Below are 22127 nucleotides of genomic sequence, written 5' to 3'. Positions count from 1 at the left end.
GCTCCCGGCCCGTCCGTACGCCGCTCAGAACTTGTTCTTGGGGGTCAGCCCCAGGGAGAGCCCCGAGAGGCCGCGCTGGCGGCCTCCCAGCTTGCCCGCGACGGCACGCAGTGCGGCGCCGGCGGGGGAGTCGGGCGCGGCGAGCACGACCGGGCGGCCGTCGTCGCCGCCCTCGCGCAGCCGGACGTCGATCGGGATCGAGCCGAGCACCGGGACGGTCGCGCCGACGGTGCGGGTGAGCGCCTCCGCGACGATCTGGCCGCCGCCGGTGCCGAAGACGTCGATCATCTCGTCGCAGTGCGGGCACGGCATGCCCGACATGTTCTCGATCACGCCGACGATCTTCTGGTGGGTCTGCACCGCGATGGTGCCCGCACGCTCGGCCACCTCGGCGGCGGCCATCTGCGGGGTGGTGACGATCAGGATCTCCGCGTTGGGGACGAGCTGCGCCACCGAGATCGCGATGTCGCCGGTGCCGGGCGGCAGGTCCAGCAGCAGCACGTCCAGGTCGCCCCAGTACACGTCCGCGAGGAACTGCTGGAGCGCGCGGTGCAGCATCGGGCCGCGCCAGACCACCGGCGCGTTGCCCGGGGTGAACATCCCGATCGAGATGACCTTCACGCCGTTCGCCTGCGGCGGCATGATCATGTCCTGGACCTGGGTCGGCCGGCCCTCGACGCCCAGCATGCGCGGCACGCTGTGGCCGTAGATGTCGGCGTCCACCACGGCGACCTTCAGGCCGTCCGCGGCCATCGCCGCTGCCAGGTTCACCGTCACGGAGGACTTGCCGACGCCGCCCTTGCCGGAGGCCACCGCGTAGACGCGGGTCAGGGTGCCGGGCTTGGCGAACGGGATCTCCCGTTCGGGGGCGCCGCCGCGCAGCAGCTGGGAGAGCTCCTTGCGCTGCTCGTCGCTCATCACGTCGAGCTCGACCTCGACACCGGTCACGCCGGCGACCCTGCCGACCGCCTCGCGGACCCGGGTCACGATGGTCTCGCGCATCGGACAGCCGGAGACGGTCAGGTAGACGGCGACGCGCACCGCGCCGTCCCCGTCGATCTCGACCGATTTCACCATGCCGATCTCGGTGATCGGGCGGTTGATCTCCGGGTCGTTGACGGTCGCCAGCGCCTGGCGTACGGACTCCTCCGTGACGCCGGCCGCGACCTCTGTCTCGTTGGCCATGCCTTGATGGTACGGCGCGGACGCACGGCGTTGACCCGCCGGTAACGTGCCGAGGGTCACAACCCCCTTACAGCGCCCCGGAGGCGTCCCGCCGCTCGTCCATCTCCTTGAGCAGGGCCTGGAGTTCGGAACGGACGAAGTCCCGGGTGGCGACCTCGCCCAGCCCGTGCCGCAGGGCGGCGACCTCGCGGGTCAGGTACTCGGTGTCGGCGATGCTGCGGTCGCTGCGGGCGCGGTCCTGCTCCATGTTGACGCGGTCGCGGTTGTCCTGGCGGTTCTGCGCCAGCAGGATCAGCGGGGCCGCGTACGAGGCCTGCAGCGACAGCACCAGCGTCAGGAAGATGAACGGGTACTCGTCGAAGCGCACGTCCGCCGGGAGCATCGTGTTCCAGATGACCCAGACGACGATCACCACCGTCATCCAGACGATGAACCGGCCGGTGCCCAGGAAGCGGGCGATCCGCTCGGAGAGCGCGCCGAAGGCCTCCGGGTCGTAGGAGGGCAGGGTGAGCAGGCCCGGGCGGGCGGTGCGCGGCTGGTCGAGCCGGGTGCGGTTGGAGCCGGTGATCGGGGAGGTCTCCAGACGCTCCCCGCCCCGGCCGCCGCGCTCGCGGCCGCGCAGTTCGCGCAGCTGCCGCAGCTCGCGCAGTTCGCCCTGGAGGCGCCGGCGCACGGAGTCGTCCGGCCGTCCGTTGCGGTCAGTGTCCACCGGTCACCTCTTCCTCGGTCTCCTCGTGCCCGGCCCCGTTGTCCTCGTGGGCGTGCAGCGCGGCGTCGCGCCAGTCCTCGGGCAGCAGGTGGTCGAGCACGTCGTCGACGGTCACCGCGCCGAGCAGGTGGTCCGCCTCGTCCACCACCGGGGCGGCGACGAGGTTGTACGTCGCCAGGTAGCTGGTGACCAGCGTCAGCGGGGTGTCCGGCGGCAGCGGGTCCAGGTCGTCGTCGACGATCGAGCCGACCAGGACGTACGGGGGCTCGCGCAGCAGCCGCTGGAAGTGCACGGTGCCCAGGTACCGGCCGGTCGGGGTCTCGTTCGGCGGGCGGCAGACGAACACCTGCGCGGCCAGCGCCGGCTTGTGGTCGCGCACCCGCACCCGGGCCAGCGCCTCGGCGACCGTCGCGTCCGGCTCCAGCACGATCGGCTCGGTGGTCATCAGACCGCCGGCGGTGTCCTCCTCGTACGTGAGCAGGCGGCGCACCGGCGCGGCCTCCTCGGGCTCCATCAGCTGGAGCAGGCGCTCGGCCTCGTCGCCCGGCAGCTCGGAGAGCAGGTCGGCGGCGTCGTCCGGGTCCATCGCCTCCAGGACGTCGGCCGCGCGCTCCTCCTGGAGCTTGCCGATGATCTCGACCTGGTCGTCCTCGGGCAGCTCCTCCAGGACGTCGGCCAGCCGCTCGTCGTCCAGCGCGGCGGCGACCTCGCCCCGGCGCTTGGCCGACAGGTGGTGCATCACGCTCGCGAGGTCCGCCGGGCGCAGCTGCTCGAAGGTGGCGAGCAGGTTGGCGGCGCCCTGGTCCTGCTCGGGCAGCGCGAAGCCGGTGACGTCCTGCCAGTCCAGGGTCAGCCGCTCGCCCTTGCCCTTGCGCAGCCGGCCGGCCCGGCCGACCTGGACGAAGACCTTGCTGATCTCCCACTCGCGCAGCCGGGTCTGCACCATGCCGACGTCCAGCACGGTGACCTCCTCGCCGGAGCGCGACCAGGTGACGGTGCGGTCCAGCAGCTCGGCGAGGACCAGCGTCTCGGAGGGGCGCTGCTCGAAGCGCCGCAGGTTGATCACGCCGGTGGTCAGCACCTGGCCGGACTCCAGGCTGGTCACCCTGGTCATCGGCAGGAAGATCCGGCGCCGGTTGATCACCTCGACCACCAGGCCCAGCACGCGCGGCGGGCGGCCGCCGAGCCGCAGCGAGACGACCACGTCGCGGACGCGGCCTACCTGGTCGCCGTTGGGGTCGAACACCGCGATCGCGGAGAGGTGGGAGATGAAGACCCTGGTGCCCGGACCCGCCATGAACTCCCTCGACTCGCTCGACGCCGTACGTGCAGGCGCCGCAGCGCACCGCCGACCAGGCTACCCGTGTGCCGGGGGCCCGGCCCGGCGAGGGACGCTATCGAGCGCAGGCGTCCTGGGCGTGAACCTTTAACGTCGCTTGAACAGCAGTTTGGGCAGCCCGGCGGGGATCGGACGGCGCGTCGTGGCCGTCGTCGGCATCGGCGCGGCGGCCTGCGAACCGTCCGGCATCGCGCCCGGGCGCTCGTCCAGGGGGCCTGCGGGCTCCAGCCGCAGCACCCGGCACTCGCGGGCCCAGCGCTCCGTCATCGCGTCCGTGTCCGGCGCGTTGAGCCGCTTGCCCTTCAGCTCCTCCACGGCCCCCGACCAGGCCTCGCCGCCCGGCGCCAGCTCCGACACCCGGGCGCGCCAGCCCGTCAGCCGTCCGCCCTTGTCCTTGCTGCGCACGGTGACCTGCGCGCCGGAGCCCGGCGTCAGGCCGTGCAGCGGCTGCTCGGCGCCGTCGCCGACGACGACCACGGCGCCGTCGTGCCAGGCGTGCCAGAGCGGGCGGGACTGCTCCTCGCCGTCGGCGCGCACCCACAGGAGGCCGGACTTCTTCGCGGCCTCCTCCAGCAGGGCCCGGTCGAGGAGGGCGTCGGCGGTGGCGGCGGGCGTACGGTCCATGGCGGACAGCGTACGGCTTTCGGTCTCAGCCGTTGAGAGTCAGTTCCGTCCGGGCGCCACGGGCCTTACGGTATGAGCGCCCAGATCCACGTGACCAGCGAAGGAGCGCCGTGCCCGCCGCCCGGCCCGCCCCCGCCCCCGAATCCGCGACCACCGCCTCCGCCGCCCTGCGGCCGCCGGCGCACCCGCTGCCCACCGTCGACCTGCTGCTGCTCGCGGTCTCCATCGCGGGCATCTCCATGTCCGGCCCGCTCATCAGCGCCACCGCCGCGCCCGCCCTGGCCATCGCGCTCTGGCGCAACGTCATGTCGGTGGGCGTGCTCGGCCCGTACGCGCTGCTGCGCCACCGCGCCGAACTGCGCGGCATCCCCCGGAGGGCGCTGCTGCTGGCCGTCGCCGCCGGGGTGCTGCTGGCCGTGCACTTCGCGCTGTGGATGCCCAGCCTGCGGATGACCTCCGTGGCCTCCGCCACCGCGCTGGTCACCACCACCCCGCTGTGGACGATCCTGCTGATGCGGTTGCTCGGCCACCGGGCGCCGCGGATGGTCTGGCTCGGCATGACGGTCGCCTTCGCCGGGGTGCTGGTGCTCACCGGCGTCGACCTGTCGCTCTCCCCGCGCGCCCTGCTCGGCGACGCCCTCGCCCTCGCGGCGGGCCTGGCCGCCGCCGGGTACATGCTGCTGGGCGCCGAGGTCCGCAAGACCGTCAGCACCACCGCGTACACGCTGGTCTGCTACGCCACCACCGCGGCCGGCCTGCTGGTCATCTGCCTGGCCACCGGCACGCACCTGTCCGGCTGGCCGGCCGGCGTCTGGTGGCAGATCGCGCTGCTCATGGTCACCGCCCAGCTGCTCGGCCACTCCCTGAGCAACCGGGTGGTGCGCACCCTCGGCCCGTCGATCACCTCCACCGCGATCCTGCTGGAGACCCCGGGCGCGGCCGCGATCGCCGCGCTCTGGCTGGGCCAGTGGCCCCCGGCGGCGGCCTACCCGGCGGTGGTGCTGATCCTGCTCGGCCTCGTCCTGGTCGCCAGGGGAGGGCGTCGTTAGAGCCAGCCGTTGCGGCGGAAGCCCCGGTACATGCCGACGCAGATCAGCACGATCCCGCCCAGCACCGTCGGGTAGCCGTACTCGCTCTTCAGCTCGGGCATGTGCTCGAAGTTCATGCCGTACACGCCGGTGATCATGGTGGGCACCGCGAAGATCGCCGCCCAGGCGGTGATCTTGCGCATGTCCTCGTTCTGCGCCACCGAGACCTGCGCGAGATTCGCCTGGAGCAGCGAGTTGAGCAGCTCGTCGAAGCCGTGCGCCTGCTCCGTCACCCGGGCCATGTGGTCGGCCACGTCGCGGAAGTACTTCTGCACCTCCGGGTCCACCAGGCTCTGCTGCGGCTCCGACAGCTGCTGCATCGGGCGCAGCAGCGGCACCACGGCGCGCTTGAACTCCAGGACCTCGCGCTTGAGTTGGTACACCCGGCCGACGTCCGAGCTGCGCCCGCCCTTGGCCGAGAAGACGCCGTACTCGATCTCGTCCACGTCCGTCTGCAGCCGCTCGGCGACGAGCAGGTAGTTGTCCACCACGTGGTCGGCGATCGCGTGCAGCACCGCGGACGGGCCCTTGGAGAGCAGCGCCGAGCCGTCCGCCTCCAGGCGGTGGCGCAGCTCCTGCAGCGAGCCGTGGCCGCCGTGCCGGACGGTGATCACGAAGTCCCGCCCGACGAAGGCCATCAGCTCGCCCGTCTCCACCACCTCGCTGGTGGGCGTGAGCTGGTCGTGCTCCACGTACCGGACGGTCTTGAAGACGGCGAACAGGACGTCGTCGTAGCGCTCGACCTTGGGCCGCTGGTGCGCGTGCACCGCGTCCTCCACGGCGAGCGGGTGCAGGCCGAAGCGCTGGGCGATGCCCTCGAACTCCTCCTCCGTCGGCTCGTGCAGGCCGATCCAGCTGAACGAGCCCGCCGCGTCCGGGAACTGGTGCGCCGCCCTGACCCGGCGGGCGGCCTCGCGCGGGCTGCAGCTCTCCCCGGCGCGCCGGCCGTGCTGGTACACCGCGCAGTCCACGACCGCCGAACCGGCGCCCTCGGGAAGGGCGTCGTACGAACCGGCCACCGGGCGGCGGCGGTTGGGGCGGACGGCGGCGCGCAGGTTGTTGATCATCGACAAGGCAGGCTCCCTTGGCAGGAGCCGTCGCGAAGCGGCGCGGGAACGAGGGGCGGCCGCGGAACGACGGCGAGAACACCGGGTGACGGGGACGAAGGTGCTCTCCCGACCGGGTCGTTCGCCGATCAGCCGCCCGGGCCTACCGCAGGATCAGCCTGCGGAGCGGGGGGTGCGGGGAAGACGGGGCCGGGCAGAGCTGCCGGTACTGCATGGTCGGCCGGTATCCACCGCAACCACCTCCTTCGCGCCGCCGCCCCGGGGCAGAGGCGTCCCGGTGGCCAGTCGCTCACCCTAACACCCGCCGGGCGGCCCTTGCCCCGGGGTTTACCCGGTCTTGACGCACGGGACGGGCCGAGCGGCAGCGGGTTACGCTCACCGGCATGGCGCACGACTTCCCGCTCTTCGGCGACTTCCACGGCGACTCCCCGGACCTCACCCGGGAGGCGGTGCTGGCCGCCGTCGAGGCCCGGCTGATTGCCACCTTCGGCGAACCGGGCGGCCGGGCCGCCGTCACCTTCCTCGGCGCCGACCGCATCGAGGTGCTGCGCTTCGGCCCGGACGCCGAGGGCCTGGTGCGCTACTCGACGCTCGGCATGGCCGCCGCCCCGATGGCCGACCCGACCTCGCCCGTCGCCGACCAGGTGCGCGGCCCGCGCGTCGAACTGCTGCTGACGGTGCGCGGGGGCCGCGACGACGTGCTGCGCTCCCTCGCCACCTTCGCCGCGACCCCGCAGGTGGAGGGCCTGGTCGTGGCCCCCGGCGGCTCGCTCGACCTCGGCGCCCCGCTCTGGGAGGGCGCCCCCTTCACCTCGGTGCTCGCCGCCGAGCCGGGCGGCCTGGTCGAGGACCTCGAACTGGCCGAACCCGCCGAGCCCGTACGGTTCCTGCCGCTGCTGCCGATGACGCCCAACGAGGCCGGCTGGAAGCGGGTGCACGGCGCGGCCGCCCTCCAGGAGCGCTGGCTCGAGCACGGCACCGACCTGCGCGACCCGCGGCGCCGGGGCGTCCCGCTGGACTGAGCGGGAGCCTACTTCCCGATCGGCTTCGCGCCGCTCGCCTGCGCCAGCAGCGCCTCGTAGACCTCCGGGTGGGTGGTGTGCTCGCCGAGGCGGACGACCTTGCGCCCGCCGTGGTAGTCGCTGGAGCCGGTGACCAGCAGCCCCAGCTCCCCGGCCAGGCCGCGCAGGTGCGCCCGGGTCTCCTCGTCGTGGTCGGTGTGGTCCACCTCCAGGCCGCCCAGCCCGGCCGCCGCGAGGTCGGCGATCACCTGCTCCGGCACCGTACGGCCGCGCTTGACGGCGCCGGGGTGGGCGAAGACCGGCACCCCGCCTGCCGCGCGGACCAGCCGGACGGCCTCCAGGGGGTCGGTCTCGTGCTTGCGCACGTCCGCCCGGCCGCCGTTGGCCAGCCACTCGTCGGTGAAGGCGTCCGAGACGGTGGCCACCACGCCCGCCTCGACCAGGGCACTGGCGATGTGCGGCCGCCCGACCGATCCGGCCCCGGCGATCCGCCGCACCTGCTCCCAGGTGATGTCGGCGCCGAGCGCGCGGCAGCGCTCGACGATCGCCTCCCCGCGCCGGAACCGGTCGTTGCGCACCAGCTCCCGCTCGCGCGCGAACTCCGGCTCCTCGGGGTCGAACAGGTACGCCAGCAGGTGCATGCTGACGCCGCCGACCACGCAGGACAGCTCGGCGCCGGGGACGAGCGTCAGCCGGGTGCCCTCCGGCAGCGCGTGCACGGCCCCGGCGGCCTCGGCGTGCCCGGCGACGGTGTCGTGGTCGGTCAGCGCGACGACGTCGAGTCCGGCGGCGACCGCCGCCGCGACCAGCTCGGCCGGGCTGTCGGTGCCGTCGGAGGCGTTGCTGTGGGCGTGCAGGTCGATGCGCACGGGGCGTACTCCTGGGGGCTCGTGGGTGCGGCCCAGGATAGGACAGGGGCTATCCGAGCAGGCGCGGGGAGAGCGCCCCGCAAGGCAGCAGGTCCAGCTCGGCGCCGGCCTCGCGCAGGTCGGTGAGCACCAGCTCGTCGTACATCACCAGCGCCGACTGCTCGGGCCAGGCGACCGCCCACAGCCAGAGCCCGCGGGCCTCGCCGACGAACACGGCGCGGTCGGCGGGGGCGTCCGCGACGTGGAACATCGGGGTGGGCCGGCCGGCGGCCATCAGCTTGGCGTCGGCGGGCTTGTACAGGCCGACGGAGTCGCCCGGGTCCGGCCCCGGGAGCCCGGCGTAGCGGGCGCCGAGCCCGACGCCCAGCTCCTCGGCGACGAGCACCAGCTCGCCGAAGCCGCCCAGCGGAGCGGGCCCGGAGCAGGCGACGGCGGTGGCCCGGGCGCCGGAGACGTCGTCCCCCACGTGCGCGATGCCGGTGTAGAGCCAGCCGACGGGGAGCGGCCAGGGAAGCCAGACGGGGACCTGGGAGCGGGCCACGGCCACGCCGAGGGCCTCCACGCTCGGGGGCAGCACGGGCTGCATCGGGTGCACGGCTCCGTGCAGGTCGCACTGCCAGGTGTCCGAAAACAGCCCGGGGGCGCGGACCCGACCGGCGCACCTCGGACAGCTTGGCTCGCCCCTCATAGCCGACAACGCTCCTCCCTCCGGACCGCCGCGTCAAGGACGATCACCCGTACGGAGGGCTCGGCGGCACCTGTCGGTGGCGAAGACCGGGCCGGCGCGGGGTGGGCGGAGTCCGGGCGGTTCCCGTTGGGGGATGTCCCGTCGTGGAGGGCGGCAAACGTGTGGGGCGGCGGGGGAGGGCGGAGTTCGAAACGGGCCCGAACGCACTGACGCCCCGTCGTCGGACGGGGCGTCAGTCGGGTATCGGAACGTCGGGATCGGATGATCCCGGCTCGTCGGCGGCGGGTGCGGCCTCGCGGTCGCAGGCGCCGCGCGGGGTCAGACGGTCGGGCACGGACGGATGAGCAGGCGCTCGCCGGTGCGGGCCGCGGCCTGGACGACCTCGCGGACGGTCTCGGCGTCGGCTATCAGACGGCCGGCGGCGGAGCCGTCGGCCTCGTCCAGACGGACGATCTCGAAACGCATGGACTTGGTCATGGGCGTCTCCTTTCCTGTCCCCGCGGGGCGGGGCGATCGCGGCTGAGTCGGAATCAGCCCTTTCGGGGTCCGGCGGGTCCGGCGGAGCGGCCGGACCGGACGGTTCGTACGTGGGGCGGTCTGCTGCGGCAAGGGCTCCCCCTGGGCTTGCCCGGTGCGTCTACTGCCTCTACTGCCTCGTGGAACCACGGTGCCGTGGTCGTGCTGCCGGGCCGTTGCCCGCCCGTTACGTCCAGGTTTCGACCGAAGGGCGACCTGGTGCGGGGCGGCGATTGATTCCCGGACAGAATCAAAGATTACCGTAACTAACGAATTTTGTCGCGTGATGAGAACGATCGGATCACGAGAAGTGGTTCAGACCACTGCGGTGGCGGCCGCCGGTTTCAGCCCCAGAACCCGGCCAGCGCCCGCGCCGTCGCCGCCGGCTCCTCGGCTGCGGGGGAGTGCCCCGACCCCTCCACCACGACCCGGCGGGCGCCCAGCCGACCGGCCATCGCGCCCTGCTCCGGCACCGGCCAGGCGTTGTCCCGCTCCCCCGACATCACCAGCACCGGCAGCCCCCGGGCCCCCGCGACGGAGGCCAGCTCGGCCACCCGGTCCGGCGCGGAGACGAGGTGGGCGCCGGTGACGGCCAGCGCCGTCGGCACGTTCGCCAGCCAGCGGCGGTGCAGGAACTCCTCGATCTCCGGGCGCAGCGGCGGCCTCGGCTCGGCGCTGCCCGCCTCCATCTGCCGCATCACCTGCCAGATTTCCTCCAGGCCCATCACCGGCAGCACCTCCAGCAGCAGCCCGGTGCGCGCCGCCTCCGAGGGGGCGATCGCGCCCGCGCCCGTGGACACCAGCGTCAACGACCGCCACGGCAGCGGGCCGGGCCCGGCGGCGAGCACCGCCTCGCGCACGACCTGCCCGCCCAAGGAGTGCCCCAGCAGGTGCACCGGGCCGGAGCCCTCGGCCACCAGCGCGTCGGTCAGCGCCCGGACGTCCTCGCCGAGCGCGCCCACGGCGTACGCGGCGGGATCGTCCGGCCCGCCCGTCTCGTACTGGCCCCGCTGGTCCACCGCCGTCACCCGGTACCCGGCCGCCGCGAGCGGCTCCAGCAGCGCGATGAAGTCCTCCTTGCTGCCCGTGAACCCCGGCACCAGCAAGGCCGACCCCCGCACCGCCCCCTCGGGCTCCGCCCGCAACGCCGCGAACGCCCCCCGACCGGTCACCACCCGCTCCACCCGGGCACACCCGGGCAACACCAGAAACGGCGGCGTACTCATCCCCCGCGCCTCCCACTCTCCACAACCCACGTAGCCCCCGAGCCTAGAGTCCCCACGCCCACCGGGCGGGCCCCACAGCCGCGCCACCCCCGGCCACACCTCACCAGGGGTGGGAACGGCCGCGCCGCCCGACACCAGGGGTGTCGGGCGGCGCGGCTGTGGGGCTGGAGCCCGGGGCTCAGCTCTCCGGGGTGGGGGTGGCCTTGCGGGCGCGGGTGCGCTTGCGGGGGGCCGGGACCTCGGCGGGCGCCTCGGTGGCCGGGGCCGCCTCGGGGGCGGTCTCGGCGGTGGCCTTGGGCTTGCGCGTCCGCGTCCGGGTGGCGGGCTTCGCCTCGGCCGCCTCCGCCACCGGGGCCTCAGCGGCCTCGACGGCCTCGGCCTTCGGCTTGCGGGTGCGGGTGGCCTTCTTGGCGACCGGCGCCTCGACGGCCTCGGCCGTTCCGGCGACCTCGGTGACCTCGGCGACCTGGGTGGTCACCTCGGCCACGGCGGCCTTGCGGGTACGGGTGCGCTTGCGGGGGGCCGGGGCCTCCTCGGCGACCGGAGCCTCGACCACCGCAGCGGCCTCGACGGTCTCGACGACCGCCTCCGCCGCGCCCGCACGGGAGCGGCGACGGCGGCGACGCGGGGCCTCCTCTTCCGTGCCGCCCTCGACGGCCGCGACCGTCTCGGTGGCGACGGCGGCCGTGGCGACGGCCTCGGCCGTGCCCTCCTCGTCGACCGCCGAGCCCCGGCGGGTGCGACGGCGCTCACGCGTACGGCGCGGCTTCTCCTCCGCCGCGGGCGCCTCGACCGCGGGGCCGCCGGAGCGCCCGCCCCGGCCGCCGGTGCTGCCGTTGCCACCGCTGCCGCCGTTGCCCCCGCGACCGCCGCGCCCGGTGCGGGCACCGCGACCGCCGGTCTCGCCGAGGTCCTCGATCTCCTCCGCGCCGAGCCCGGCCCGGGTGCGCTCCGAGCGGGGCAGCACGCCCTTGGTGCCCGGCGCGATCTTGAGCAGCTCGTACAGGTGCGGCGAGGTGGAGTAGGTCTCCTCCGGGTCGTTGAACGACAGGTCCAGCGCCTTGTTGATCAGCTGCCAGCGCGGGATGTCGTCCCAGTCGACCAGGGTGACGGCCGTGCCCGAGGCGCCGGCGCGGCCGGTGCGGCCGATCCGGTGCAGGTACGTCTTCTCGTCCTCGGGGCACTGGTAGTTGATGACGTGCGTGACGCCCTCGACGTCGATGCCGCGGGCGGCGACGTCGGTGCAGACCAGCACGTCGACCTTGCCGTTGCGGAAGGCCCGCAGGGCCTGCTCGCGCGCGCCCTGGCCGAGGTCGCCGTGGACGGCGCCCGCGGCGAAGCCGCGCTGGGTCAGCTGGTCGGCGACGTCGGCGGCCGTGCGCTTGGTGCGGCAGAAGATCATCGCGAGCCCGCGGCCGTCGGCCTGGAGGATGCGCGAGACCATCTCGACCTTGTCGAGCGAGTGCGCACGGAAGATGTGCTGCTCGGTGTTGGCGACGGTCGCGCCGGTGTCGTCCGGGGCGGTGGCCCGGATGTGGGTGGGCTGGCTCATGTACCGGCGGGCGAGGCTGATGACCTGGCCCGGCATGGTGGCCGAGAACAGCAGGGTCTGCCGCTTGGCCGGCAGCATGGTGATGATCTTCTCGACGTCCGGAAGGAAGCCGAGGTCGAGCATCTCGTCGGCCTCGTCGAGGACCAGCGCGCGGACCTTGGACAGGTTCAGCTTCTTCTGCCCGGCCAGGTCGAGCAGTCGGCCCGGGGTGCCGACGACGATGTCGACGCCCTTGGCGAGCGCCTCGACCTGCGGCTCGTACGCCCGGCCGCCGTAGACGGCGAGCACACGGACGTTGCGGACCTTGCCGGCGGTCTGCAGGTCGTTCGTGACCTGGGTGCACAGCTCGCGGGTCGGGACGACGATCAGCGCCTGCGGGAAGTCGGAGAGCTGCTCCTCCTTGGCCCGGCCGGCGTCGACGTCGGCGCGCACGATGGCGCGCTCGATCAGCGGGAGGCCGAAACCGAGGGTCTTGCCGGTGCCGGTCTTGGCCTGGCCGATCACGTCGTGGCCGGTCAGGGCCACCGGGAGGGTCATCTCCTGGATCGGGAAGGGGTGGACGATTCCGACGGACTCCAGGGCTTCCGCGGTCTCCGCGAGGATGCCGAGTTCTCGGAACGTGGTCTTGTTGGGTTCAGCGGTGGTGGACAGGGTGCTGCCTCTTCCGTGTGAAAGGGGCCGAGAGCGAGCGGCGGGCGGGCGCGCGCGGCTGTGTACGGGCCTGACGGCCTCGTACAGCTGCACGGACGCACAACCGCGCCGGTCCCTGCGGCCGGCCGGTGCGCGCGGCCCGTGGGTGCGGGGCGCGTCGCCGGCGGCGTCGGGGAGGATTCCCGTGAGGGACCTGCGCGGGACCTCCGCCAGGGGGCGGGGTCTCGGCGGCCCTCGCTCGGCCACTGATGCGGTGCCAAGGCTTGAGGTCCAAACCCTGGTCGGAGCCGATCGGCTCTCCGACCGGGCATCCGCGTACGTGAGTGCCCGTGCCTTCGGTGCGGACGCGTCCGAGGGGACGGCGCCGCCACCGGGCGGCCTGCGCGGGGGCACCGAGACGGCGGTGACTCCGTGCGAGCACGACGGGGCTCCGTACCACCATACAGTCAGGCGACGACTCGAACACGTGACGCGTGTGACATCGACCTCCGGGAGGGGGGCGAAACGGCGCGATCCGGCCGGTCACCCGGGTGCGCCCGCGGTGGGGAGGGGGCCCGGGCCGGACTAAGGTGGCGGGTCATGGAGACCCATGGTGAGACGCAGGACGGCGCGGTCGGCTCGATCGGCGACTGGGCGACGTGCTCGGCCGACCCCGGCTACCGCGCCGCGGTGCTGGATCTGCTCGGCGCGCTCGCGTACGGCGAGCTGAGCGCCTTCGAGCGGCTCGCCGAGGACGCCAAGCTGGCGCCGGACCTCGCCGACAAGGCGGCCCTGGCCCGCATGGCCTCCGCCGAGTTCCAGCACTACCAGCGGCTGCACGACCGCCTCGCCGAGGTCGGCGCGGACCCGCAGGAGGCCATGCGCCCCTTCGTCGAGCCGCTGGAGCTGTTCCACCGGATGACGGCGCCCTCGGACTGGCTGGAGGGCCTGGTCAAGGCGTACGTCGGCGACGCCATCGCCACGGACTTCTACCGCGAGGTGGCCGTCCGCCTCGACGACGACACCCGGGACCTGGTGCTCGGCGTGATGTCCGACACCGGCCACGGCCAGTTCGCCGTGGACAAGGTCCGCCAGGCCATCGAGGCCGATCCGCGCGCCGGCGGCCGGCTCGCCCTGTGGGGCCGGCGGCTCATGGGCGAGGCGCTGAGCCAGGCCCAGCGGGTGGTCGCCGAGCGCGACGCGCTGTCCAACCTGCTGGTCGGCGGCGTGCAGGTGCAGGGCTTCGACCTCGTCGAGGTCGGCAAGATGTTCAACCGGATCACCGAGGCGCACACCCGGCGGATGGCCGCCCTCGGCCTGGCGAGCTAGATGCTCACGCCGCCCGGTGCCGCCGCTGCGCGCGGTGGGCGCCCGGGCGGTGGCGGTGCGCCGGGGCCAGTCCGGCCGCGAGGTCGGGCCGGGCCAGCAGCGAGGTGAGCACCCCGGAGGCCAGGGCCGAGGCCACCACCGAACCGACCGGGTAGCGACCGTCCAGGCAGAAGTGCGCCACCGTCCCGCCCAGCAGCGCCGAGGCCAGGGCCGTCCCGACCGTCAGCGGCCGGGGTGCGCGGAAGTAGGCGGGCAGGCCCAGCAGCGCGAGCGCGCCCGTGGCCAGGCCGACGAGGGCGAAGGCGATCGATTCGACCAGCAAGGCGGCCTCCCGGGGGGACGGGCGTGCGGCCTGCGGTGCCGCAAGAGCGCCCGTACCCCGCCCGACCGGCCCGTACACGCGACGGTGCCCCGCTCCCACCGGGAACGGGGCACCGTGACGCGATGCTCACGCGACCTCTCAGAGGGCGCCGAAACCGACCTTGCGGACGGCCTGCTCGCCGATCTCCACGTACGCCAGGCGCTCGGCCGGGACGAGGATCCGGCGGCCGTGCTCGTCGGTCAGCGACAGCAGCTTCGCGTCGCCCTCCAGCGCCTTCGCGACCGCGCCCTCGACCTCATCGGCAGTCTGCGAGCTCTCGATCACGATCTCGCGCGGCGCGTTCTGCACGCCGATCTTGACCTCCACGGCTTCCCTCCGGGGTTGCACTCCACGCACGGGCACCGGACCGCCTGGGAACAAGCGTTCGCGGCGACCGCGCCGTACGGGCTTCACCATAGAGCACCCGATCACCGGCCAGGCGAAGGTCCGCCGGATCAGCCCTGCTGGGGGGTGCCCTCGGGGCCCAGCTCGCCCGGGTGCATGGGGAAGCCCTTGAGGCCGCGCCAGGCCAGGCTCGCGACGAGCCGCACCGCCTCGTCGCGCGGGATCTCCAGACCCTGCGACAGCCAGTACCGGGCGGTGATCTGCGCCAGGCCGCAGACGCCGGCGGCCAGGAGCTTGGACTCGGACTCGGGCAGGTCGGTGTCCTCCTGGATCACCTTGCTGACCAGCGTCGCGCTCGCCTCGGAGGCCCGCTCCACCCGCTCGCGCACGGCCGGCTCGTTCGTCAGGTCCGACTCGAAGACCAGGCGGAACGCGCCCGACTCGCTGGAGACGTAGTTGAAGTACGCCTCCATCGTGTTCGCCACCCGCTGCTTGTTGTCGGTGGTCGCCGACAGCGCGTCGCGCGTGGACTCGACCAGCGCGTCGCAGTGCTTGTCCAGCAGGGCCAGGTACAGCTCCAGCTTCCCGGGGAAGTGCTGGTACAGCACCGGCTTGCTGACCCCGGCGCGGTCGGCGATGTCGTCCATGGCGGCCGAGTGGTAACCCTGCGCGACGAACACCTCCTGAGCGGCACCGAGCAGTTGTTCACGGCGGGCGCTTCGCGGCAGGCGGGCACCGCGCGGGCGCTCCTGCGCCTCCTGGATGGCCGTCACGGCGCTCCTCACTTCGGGGTTCTACGGGGTCGACGAGACGGCCGATTCTACTTTTCGGTAACCGCGCCCGCGTTCGGGTGCGGCCGAGAAATCCGACCGGCAGGCTTGTCAGGAGCCCACAATACGGCGCTGACCTCGGCCCCGGCAGTGCTGTGACGAGGGAGAAGACGATCAGGGCCGCCCGGGGCGCCCCCGACCCCGGCTCACTACCATCGTCCTCCATGAGCACCCCCGAGCAGCAGGTCCGTACGGTCGAGGTCCCCGGAGCGGTGCTGGCGGTGCACCGGGGCACGGAGGGTGACGGCCCCGACGGGCGCGAGCCCGCCCTCTTCGTCCACGGCCTCGGGGGCTCGGCCGCCAACTGGACGGCCCTCATGGACCGCCTCGGCGACCGCCTCGACGGCGAAGCCGTGGACCTGCCCGGCTTCGGCCGCTCCGGCCCGCCCAGCGACGGCAACCTCAGCCTGTCCGGGCACGTGCGCGCCGTCATCGGCCTGCTGGAGGCCGCCGGGCGCGGGCCCGTCCACCTCTTCGGCAACTCCCTCGGCGGCGCCGTCTCCGTCCGGCTCGCCGCGCTGCGCCCCGACCTCGTGCGCAGCCTCACCCTCGTCTCGCCCGCCCTGCCGGAGCTGCCCCCGCAGCGCTCCGCCTGGCCGACCGGCCTGCTCGCCCTTCCCGGGCTGCCCGCGCTGCTGGGGCGGGTCTCGACGGGCCGGCGCGACGTCGAGGCGGCCACCGACGAGCTGCTGCGCCTGGTCTACGGGGACCCGGCGGGCCTGAGCCCCGTCGAGCGGGACCGGGCGGTGGCCGAGTACCGGCGCCGGCTGGAGGTGCCGCACGCCATGGCGGCGCTGATCGGCTCGGCCCGGGGCATCGTCTCCGCCTACACCGAGCGGGGGGAGCAGGCGCTGTGGCGCCAGGCCGAGCGGGTCGAGGCGCCGGTGCTGCTCGTGTACGGGCTGCGCGACAAGCTCGTCGCCTACCGCTCGGCCCGCCGGGCCTGCGCGGCCTTCGCGGACGCCCGGCTGCTGGTGCTGCCCGAGTCCGGGCACGTCGCGATGATGGAGCACCCGGACGCGGTGGCCCGCGCCGTACGGGAGCTGATCGCGCACACCGCGCGCTGACGGGCACGCCCCGCACGCCCCCTCGGGGAGGAACCGCCCGGTAACGGCCCGGCGCGGTGCGAGGTCACGCCGGTTCACTCGTTCAGGTGGCAACCAGGCAGGTGAGCGATGGTGGGCCGCGGGCCGGTCCTACCTTTCTGCTGCCGGACCGAACAGGTGTGGGGGAGGGCCGCGGACGCCGGAGGAATCGGCAGGCGGCGGCGCGAGGAAGGCCTCCGGCGTACGGCCCCGCGGCTCCCGTGGCCCCGTTCCAGGGGCGGCTGACTAGGAGGTCTCCCGTGCGCGTAGCCCTGCTCACCGAGGGTGCCCGACCCCATCCGAACCGTGGCGCCGGCCGCTGGTGCGACCGGCTCGCCGAGGGCCTGCCGGAGCACGGGTTCGAGCTGTACCTGCTCACCGGCCCGCAGGGGCCGACGGCCGTCGACCACCTCCCGTCCGTCTGGCGAGGGGCGCGCGCCCTCGCGCTGTGGGGCCGCCGCCCGCGCGGCCGCGCCCCGGGCGCCCTGCGCAGACGCCAGTACGCCCGGGCGTACGAACAGCTGGTGCGCGCCCTGGTGATGCCCCGCGAGCGGGGCGGGTTCGCCGCCGGGCTCTACGGGCTGGCCGAACTCGCCCGCGAGGACCGCGAGGACGCCACCCTGCCCGCCTTCCTCGCCTCCGCCCACGCCCGCCGCGTCCTGGAGCGGGTCTGGCGCCTGCCCGGCGCCGACACCTCCGCCGGCCACCCTCTGGTGCGGGACGTCCTCGTCGCCGCCGACCTGCTCGAACAGTGCCTGCGCCCGCTCTCCGCCCCCTGGTACGGCGCCGGGCCCGGCGGCCTCGGCTCCGCCGACCTGTGCCACGTCGTCGGCGCCGGCCCGGCCGCCCTGCCCGCGCTCGTCGCCCGGCACCTGCACGGTGTCCCCTTCGTCGTCACCGAGCACGGCCTGCACCTGCGCGAGCAGTACCTCGGCTACCGCGAGGCCCCCTACCGCTGGCCCGTGCGCGCCCTGCTGCTCGCGTTCTTCCGGGCGCTCACCGAGGAGACGTACCGGCAGGCCGCGATACTGACCCCCGGCAGCGACCACGACCGGCAGTGGCAGCGCCGCTGCGGCGCCGACCCGGCCCGCACCCGGGTGGTGTACGAGGGCACCGAGGCCGTCGAGCGCCCGGCCGCCGGGGCCGAACCGCAGGCGCCGACCCTGGTCTGGGCGGGGGCCCTGGAGCCCGGCCGGGACCTGGAGCTGATGCTGCACGCCTTCGCCGAGGTGCGCGCCGCCCTGCCCGGGGCCCGGCTGACGGTCCACGGCGAGGAGGCCCGGCCCGGCTACCGGGCGCACTGCGAGGCCCTGGCCGAACGCCTCGAGGTGGCCGGGGCCGTGGAGTTCGCCGGCCGGCCCGCCTCGCCGGCCGAGGCCTGGGCCGGCGGCACCGTCGCCGTCTTCTCCGCCCTCTCCCAGCGCTCCCCGGCCCTGCTCGCCGACGCCATGCTCAGCGGCCGGGCCGTCGTCTCCACCGACGTCGGCGTCGCCCGCGAGGTGGTCGGCCCGACCGGCCTGCTGGTGCCCGCCCGCGACCCCCGCGCCCTGGCCGGCGCCTGCCTGGCGCTGCTGCGCGACGAGGAGCGCCGCGACCGGCTGGGCCTGGCCGGGCGGCTACGGGCGCAGGAACGCTTCGCCGTCGAGCCCGTCATCGGCGCCTTCCGGGAGATCTACCTGGAGGTCGTCTCCCAGTACCCGGCCTTCCCCACAGGCGCGGGCGGCGAGGGCGGCGGCTCCCCGCGCCCCTTCGCCCGGCCCGCCGAGTTCTGGCTCGCGGACGGCCCGCGCACCCCGGGGGCCGAGGGCGCCGACGGCGCGTCCGCGAGCCCCGAGTACGCGGAGGCCGTCTGATGGCCGGCAGTGCGGCGGCGGGCGCCAGCGCCGACCCGGTGCGCGAACTCATGGCCGGGCACCGGGAGTTGTGCGAGCACGCCGTCGACCCGCTGGAGATCGCCGCCGGGCTGGAGGAGGCCGGGCTCGGCCCCGAGGCCGCCGCCCGCTGCCGGCACGCCGACCTCTTCTCCCTCGCCGAGGAGCTGTACGCCAGGGTCCCGCGCCGCCCGCCGCCGCCCGAGCCGGCCCCGCCGCGCGAGTGCGCCGCCGCGAGCCGGGCGACGCTGCTCGCCGCCGCCCTCGCCGCCCTGCCCTGCGCGGCGGTGGCCGCGCTCGGCGCCGGCCCGGCGGTCCTGCTGCCCGCCGCCGTGCCCCTGGCCCTGCTGCCCGCGCTGAGCGCCGACCCGCCCGCCGAGCCGGGCCCGCCCTGGTACGGGCCCGCCGGTGCCGGGCGGCTGGGCCCGTACCGTCCGCCGTGCTCCGGGCCCGGCTCCCGCTGGAGCCCGGCGCTGCTCGGGTACGGGCTGGGGCTGGCCGCGCTGCTGCTGCTCCCGCTGTGCGCGCCTGGCGGGGACGAGCCGCTGGCCGCCGCCCTGGTGCTGGCGGCCGCCCTGTCGGCCGGGGCCGCCGAGCGGGCCGCCCGCTGGTACCGGCAGGTCGGGCGCGGCCACCTCGGCGCGGCCGCGACCCTGGCCGAGTTCCGGTCCCGGATGCGCCCGGTGCTGCCCGTCGCCGTGGCCCTGCACCTGGCGGTGCTCGGGGTGCTGACCTTCGCCGCGCTCGCCGTGCTCACCGCCCTCGCCCCGCGCCCCGGGCCCGGCCACGCCGGCGGCCTGCTGCACCTGGCCGCCGAGCGGGCCGGCCCCTGGCCCTGGGCGGCGCAGGGCGTGCTCGGCCTGCTGCTGGTGCTGCCCGCCCTGCTGGCCCGCTGCGGCCGGGCCCCGGCGGCGGCGCTCGGCACGACGGCCTCGGCCGCCGCCACCGGCGCGCTGCTCGCCCTCGGCCGGGGAGCCCCCGAGGCCCTGCTCCTGGGCGGCGGCCCCGTCGCGGCGGTGCTGCTCGCCCACGCCTGGGCCGTGCTCGGCCGGGCCGGCTCGCACCGCTGGGCACGATAGCCGCCCAGGCACCAACTCCCTTGACGTTCCCGTACGTTCGCTTGTCAGTCCGCAGGTCGACCCCGACCTCGCTTCGTGGAAGGACACCCCCGATGAGGGTGCTGCTGCTCGGCGCCGACGGCTTCATCGGCCGCCGGGTCACCGACCGTCTGCTGATGGACCAGGAGTTGCAGGTGACGGTGCTCGGCCGGCGCGACTCGGCCGACATCCGCTTCGACCTGACCACCGGGAGCCCGGGCGCGCTCGCCCGCTTCCTGGACGCGGTCGTGCCGCAGGTGGTGATCAACTGCGCGGGCGCCACCTACGGCAGCTCGCGCACCCTGATCCGGTCGAACACGCTGGCCGTCGCGACGGTCTGCGAGGCGATCCGCCGCAGCCGGGAGCCGGCCCGGCTGGTGCACGTCGGCTCGGCCGCCGAGTACGGGCCGGTGCCCGGCGGCGTGCCGGTCTCCGAGCAGGCCGAGCCGCGCCCCGTCGGCCCGTACGGCGTCTCCAAGCTCGCCGGGACGGAGCTGGTGCTCGCCTCGGGCCTGGACGCGGCCGTGCTGCGGGTCTTCGACGTGGTCGGGCCGGGCGCGCCGACGGCCTCGCTGTTCGGGCGGCTCGCGGAGGGGCTGCGCCGGGCGCTGGAGCGGGACGAGAGCCAGGTGCGGATGCCGGACCTGTCCGGATACCGGGATTTCGTCGACGTCCGGGACGTCGCCCGGGCGATCCAGGCGGCGGCGGTCTCGGCCGCCACCGGGGTGATCAACATCGGCAGCGGGCACGCCGTCCGGGCCCGGGACGCGGCCCAGCTGCTGGTGCGCGCCTCGGGCTTCGAGGGTGCCGTCGTCGAGGAGAACCGGCAGGTCCTGCTGCCCGCGCAGGCCGCCGGGTCGCACGGCGACCACCTGCCCGGTCACCACCTGCCGGGCCACCGGCCGGAGGGTCACGCGCCGGGCCACGTGACGGGCCACGGGCCGGGCCAGCGCCCCGAAGGACGGCCCTCGGGGGAGCCGGTGCCCTGGCGCCAGGCCGACGTGCGCACCGCCAGGGACCGTCTCGGCTGGCGGACACAGGTCCCGCTGGAGGAGTCCCTCGGCGACGTCTGGCTGGAGACGGCCTGCCGCGTCTGACCGCCCGTCGGAGGCGCCCCGGGCCCGAAACCGCAGGCCCGGGGCGCCTTCCGCGCGGTTCCCGCCGGTCTCGGATACCGGCGCGGCCCGTCTCGCCCATCGGACGGGCTGTCTCGGAATACCGGAGGGGCGTGACACTGTTGGCCTAAACAGCCACCCGCGTGGCGGAGCAACCACCCGTACGAGGCTGGCCCTGGCCACCTGAACGAGACACCATCGGAGTCCCCGTGTCGTTGCCACCCCTGGTCGAGCCGGCCGACGAGCTCACCGTCGACGAGGTCCGCCGGTACTCCCGCCACCTGATCATCCCGGACGTCGGGATGGCCGGGCAGAAGCGGCTGAAGAACGCCAAGGTGCTGTGCGTCGGCGCCGGCGGCCTCGGCTCGCCCGCCCTGCTGTACCTGGCCGCCGCCGGTGTCGGCACGCTGGGCATCGTCGAGTTCGACGTGGTCGACGAGTCCAACCTGCAGCGCCAGATCATCCACGGCCAGTCGGACATCGGCCGCTCCAAGGGCGAGTCCGCCCGGGACTCCGTCAAGGAGATCAACCCCTACGTCGACGTGGTCCTCCACGAGGAGCGCCTCGACAACTCCAACGTGATGGAGATCTTCTCCGGCTACGACCTGATCGTGGACGGCACGGACAACTTCGCCACCCGGTACCTGGTGAACGACGCCGCGGTGCTGCTCGGCAAGCCGTACGTCTGGGGCTCGATCTACCGCTTCGACGGCCAGGCCAGCGTCTTCTGGGCCGAGCACGGCCCCTGCTACCGCTGCCTCTACCCGGAGGCCCCGCCGCCGGGCATGGTCCCCTCCTGCGCCGAGGGCGGCGTGCTGGGCGTGCTGTGCGCGTCCATCGGCTCGATCCAGGTCAACGAGGCCATCAAGCTGCTCGCCGGCATCGGCGACCCGCTGGTCGGCCGCCTGATGATCTACGACGCCCTGGAGATGAACTACCGCCAGGTGAAGGTCCGCAAGGACCCGAACTGCGCGGTCTGCGGCGAGAACCCGACCGTCACCGAGCTCATCGACTACGAGGCCTTCTGCGGCGTCGTGTCGGAGGAGGCGCAGGCCGCCGCCGCCGGGTCGACGATCACTTCCAAGCAGCTCAAGCAGTGGCAGGACGACGAGGAGGACATCTACCTCATCGACGTCCGCGAGCCCGGCGAGTACGAGATCGTCAACATCCCGGGCGCGGTGCTGATCCCCAAGAACGAGTTCCTGATGGGCGACGCGCTGGAGAAGCTGCCGCAGGACCGGAAGATCGTCCTGCACTGCAAGTCGGGCGTGCGCTCGGCCGAGGTGCTGGCCGTGGTCAAGGCCGCGGGCTTCGCCAACGCCGTCCACCTCGGCGGCGGCGTGCTCGGCTGGGTGAACCAGATCGAGCCGCACAAGCCGGTCTACTAGACGACCGTCCGGCGGGCCCCTTCACGTCTGGGGCCTGTCCGGCGGATCTTGCCCGGCGTCGTGCGCCCGGCAAGATCCGCCGGACAGGCCCTAGAACCAATGCCGGTGACTTTGGTGCCTGAGCCTCGTTGGTTGTGGTGTGGCGAGGGTGGGGCAGGTCAAGGCGCCTGCGGGTGAGCGGTTGTCGGACC

Annotated in this window: 21 protein-coding genes; 8 read left to right on the top strand and 13 right to left on the bottom strand. The window is 74.7% G+C overall.

Annotated features, from left to right (window positions below):
* Positions 1-24: 24 nt before the first annotated feature.
* From ACIRRS_RS31515 to ACIRRS_RS31500, 4 genes are all read right to left on the bottom strand, one after another.
* Positions 25-1185: an Mrp/NBP35 family ATP-binding protein gene (locus ACIRRS_RS31515; RefSeq protein WP_402978001.1), complete on the bottom strand. Its 1161-nt coding sequence runs from the start codon at positions 1183-1185 to the stop codon at positions 25-27.
* A 67-nt stretch (positions 1186-1252) separates the two neighbouring features.
* Positions 1253-1768, bottom strand: coding sequence for a DUF1003 domain-containing protein (locus ACIRRS_RS31510; RefSeq protein WP_402978202.1), 516 nt, complete (start codon positions 1766-1768; stop codon positions 1253-1255).
* 115 nt (positions 1769-1883) lie between these two features.
* Positions 1884-3191, bottom strand: a complete 1308-nt coding sequence (locus ACIRRS_RS31505) for a magnesium transporter MgtE N-terminal domain-containing protein (protein ID WP_402977998.1) — start codon at positions 3189-3191, stop codon at positions 1884-1886.
* Positions 3192-3320: 129 nt separating this feature from the next.
* Positions 3321-3857 carry a hypothetical protein gene (locus tag ACIRRS_RS31500; RefSeq protein ID WP_402977995.1) on the bottom strand — a complete coding sequence of 179 codons (537 nt, stop codon included), beginning with the start codon at positions 3855-3857 and terminating at the stop codon, positions 3321-3323.
* Between the two features lie 110 nt (positions 3858-3967).
* Here ACIRRS_RS31500 and ACIRRS_RS31495 point away from each other — a divergent pair, with 110 nt between their 5' ends.
* A complete protein-coding gene (locus tag ACIRRS_RS31495; protein WP_402977992.1) occupies positions 3968-4906 on the top strand; it encodes a DMT family transporter in 939 nt (312 codons plus the stop codon).
* Here ACIRRS_RS31495 and corA read toward each other — a convergent pair.
* On the bottom strand, positions 4903-6018 hold the full coding sequence (corA, locus tag ACIRRS_RS31490; protein WP_402977989.1) for a magnesium/cobalt transporter CorA: 1116 nt from the start codon (positions 6016-6018) through the stop codon (positions 4903-4905). The two genes, ACIRRS_RS31495 and corA, sit on opposite strands and share 4 nt — an antisense overlap.
* 377 nt (positions 6019-6395) lie before the next feature.
* Here corA and ACIRRS_RS31485 point away from each other — a divergent pair, with 377 nt between their 5' ends.
* Positions 6396-7034, top strand: a complete 639-nt coding sequence (locus tag ACIRRS_RS31485; RefSeq protein WP_402977986.1) for a suppressor of fused domain protein — start codon at positions 6396-6398, stop codon at positions 7032-7034.
* Between the two features lie 8 nt (positions 7035-7042).
* On the opposite strand, the gene ACIRRS_RS31480 is transcribed toward ACIRRS_RS31485, so the two are convergent.
* The 5 genes from ACIRRS_RS31480 to ACIRRS_RS31460 form a co-directional block, all read right to left on the bottom strand.
* Positions 7043-7903: a PHP domain-containing protein gene (locus ACIRRS_RS31480; RefSeq protein ID WP_402977984.1), complete on the bottom strand. Its 861-nt coding sequence runs from the start codon at positions 7901-7903 to the stop codon at positions 7043-7045.
* Positions 7904-7952: 49 nt separating this feature from the next.
* Positions 7953-8591 (bottom strand): DUF6758 family protein, encoded by a 639-nt coding sequence (locus ACIRRS_RS31475; RefSeq protein ID WP_402977982.1) that lies wholly within the window; start codon positions 8589-8591, stop codon positions 7953-7955.
* A 318-nt stretch (positions 8592-8909) separates the two neighbouring features.
* Positions 8910-9068: a hypothetical protein gene (locus ACIRRS_RS31470; protein WP_402977980.1), complete on the bottom strand. Its 159-nt coding sequence runs from the start codon at positions 9066-9068 to the stop codon at positions 8910-8912.
* Between the two features lie 383 nt (positions 9069-9451).
* On the bottom strand, positions 9452-10333 hold the full coding sequence (locus tag ACIRRS_RS31465) for an alpha/beta fold hydrolase (protein WP_402977977.1): 882 nt from the start codon (positions 10331-10333) through the stop codon (positions 9452-9454).
* A 178-nt stretch (positions 10334-10511) separates the two neighbouring features.
* Positions 10512-12422, bottom strand: coding sequence for a DEAD/DEAH box helicase (locus tag ACIRRS_RS31460; protein ID WP_402977974.1), 1911 nt, complete (start codon positions 12420-12422; stop codon positions 10512-10514).
* Positions 12423-13115: 693 nt separating this feature from the next.
* Between ACIRRS_RS31460 and ACIRRS_RS31455 the strand changes: the two genes are divergently transcribed.
* On the top strand, positions 13116-13844 hold the full coding sequence (locus ACIRRS_RS31455) for a ferritin-like fold-containing protein (protein WP_402977971.1): 729 nt from the start codon (positions 13116-13118) through the stop codon (positions 13842-13844).
* Between the two features lie 4 nt (positions 13845-13848).
* Here ACIRRS_RS31455 and ACIRRS_RS31450 read toward each other — a convergent pair whose 3' ends face one another.
* The 3 genes from ACIRRS_RS31450 to ACIRRS_RS31440 form a co-directional block, all read right to left on the bottom strand.
* Complete coding sequence (locus ACIRRS_RS31450; protein ID WP_402977968.1) at positions 13849-14166, bottom strand: hypothetical protein; 318 nt, start codon at positions 14164-14166, stop codon at positions 13849-13851.
* 138 nt (positions 14167-14304) lie between these two features.
* Entirely contained in the window at positions 14305-14532 is a 228-nt protein-coding gene (locus ACIRRS_RS31445) for a DUF3107 domain-containing protein (protein WP_402977965.1), read from the bottom strand.
* Positions 14533-14660: 128 nt separating this feature from the next.
* Positions 14661-15323, bottom strand: a complete 663-nt coding sequence (locus tag ACIRRS_RS31440) for a TetR/AcrR family transcriptional regulator (protein WP_402977962.1) — start codon at positions 15321-15323, stop codon at positions 14661-14663.
* Between the two features lie 221 nt (positions 15324-15544).
* On the opposite strand from ACIRRS_RS31440, the gene ACIRRS_RS31435 reads away from it, so the two are divergent.
* The 5 genes from ACIRRS_RS31435 (at position 15545) to moeZ (ending at position 21936) form a co-directional block, all read left to right on the top strand.
* Positions 15545-16447, top strand: a complete 903-nt coding sequence (locus ACIRRS_RS31435; RefSeq protein ID WP_402977959.1) for an alpha/beta fold hydrolase — start codon at positions 15545-15547, stop codon at positions 16445-16447.
* A gap of 278 nt (positions 16448-16725) precedes the next feature.
* Positions 16726-18318: a DUF3492 domain-containing protein gene (locus ACIRRS_RS31430; protein WP_402977957.1), complete on the top strand. Its 1593-nt coding sequence runs from the start codon at positions 16726-16728 to the stop codon at positions 18316-18318.
* Entirely contained in the window at positions 18318-19415 is a 1098-nt protein-coding gene (locus ACIRRS_RS31425; RefSeq protein ID WP_402977954.1) for a hypothetical protein, read from the top strand. The genes ACIRRS_RS31430 and ACIRRS_RS31425 overlap by 1 nt, the downstream gene beginning before the upstream one ends.
* A gap of 92 nt (positions 19416-19507) precedes the next feature.
* Positions 19508-20530, top strand: coding sequence for an NAD-dependent epimerase/dehydratase family protein (locus ACIRRS_RS31420; RefSeq protein WP_402977952.1), 1023 nt, complete (start codon positions 19508-19510; stop codon positions 20528-20530).
* Positions 20531-20757: 227 nt separating this feature from the next.
* A complete protein-coding gene (gene moeZ / locus ACIRRS_RS31415; protein ID WP_402977949.1) occupies positions 20758-21936 on the top strand; it encodes an adenylyltransferase/sulfurtransferase MoeZ in 1179 nt (392 codons plus the stop codon).
* Positions 21937-22127: the final 191 nt, after the last annotated feature.

Source organism: Kitasatospora sp. NPDC101183 (assembly GCF_044767945.1).
Lineage (GTDB): Bacteria > Actinomycetota > Actinomycetes > Streptomycetales > Streptomycetaceae > Kitasatospora.
This window is presented reverse-complemented; position numbering and strand designations above follow the sequence as displayed.

Bases quoted from the DNA above. Each gene is read 5' to 3' on its own strand.
- ACIRRS_RS31470 (WP_402977980.1), bottom strand. From the start codon at position 9,068: ATGACCAAGTCCATGCGTTTCGAGATCGTCCGTCTGGACGAGGCCGAC.
- ACIRRS_RS31425 (WP_402977954.1), top strand. From the start codon at position 18,318: ATGGCCGGCAGTGCGGCGGCGGGCGCCAGCGCCGACCCGGTGCGCGAA.
- ACIRRS_RS31500 (WP_402977995.1), bottom strand. From the start codon at position 3,857: ATGGACCGTACGCCCGCCGCCACCGCCGACGCCCTCCTCGACCGGGCC.
- ACIRRS_RS31420 (WP_402977952.1), top strand. From the start codon at position 19,508: ATGAGGGTGCTGCTGCTCGGCGCCGACGGCTTCATCGGCCGCCGGGTC.
- ACIRRS_RS31485 (WP_402977986.1), top strand. From the start codon at position 6,396: ATGGCGCACGACTTCCCGCTCTTCGGCGACTTCCACGGCGACTCCCCG.
- ACIRRS_RS31515 (WP_402978001.1), bottom strand. From the start codon at position 1,185: ATGGCCAACGAGACAGAGGTCGCGGCCGGCGTCACGGAGGAGTCCGTA.
- ACIRRS_RS31505 (WP_402977998.1), bottom strand. From the start codon at position 3,191: ATGGCGGGTCCGGGCACCAGGGTCTTCATCTCCCACCTCTCCGCGATC.
- ACIRRS_RS31435 (WP_402977959.1), top strand. From the start codon at position 15,545: ATGAGCACCCCCGAGCAGCAGGTCCGTACGGTCGAGGTCCCCGGAGCG.
- ACIRRS_RS31460 (WP_402977974.1), bottom strand. From the start codon at position 12,422: ATGACCCTCCCGGTGGCCCTGACCGGCCACGACGTGATCGGCCAGGCC.
- ACIRRS_RS31455 (WP_402977971.1), top strand. From the start codon at position 13,116: ATGGAGACCCATGGTGAGACGCAGGACGGCGCGGTCGGCTCGATCGGC.
- ACIRRS_RS31475 (WP_402977982.1), bottom strand. From the start codon at position 8,591: ATGAGGGGCGAGCCAAGCTGTCCGAGGTGCGCCGGTCGGGTCCGCGCC.
- ACIRRS_RS31465 (WP_402977977.1), bottom strand. From the start codon at position 10,333: ATGAGTACGCCGCCGTTTCTGGTGTTGCCCGGGTGTGCCCGGGTGGAG.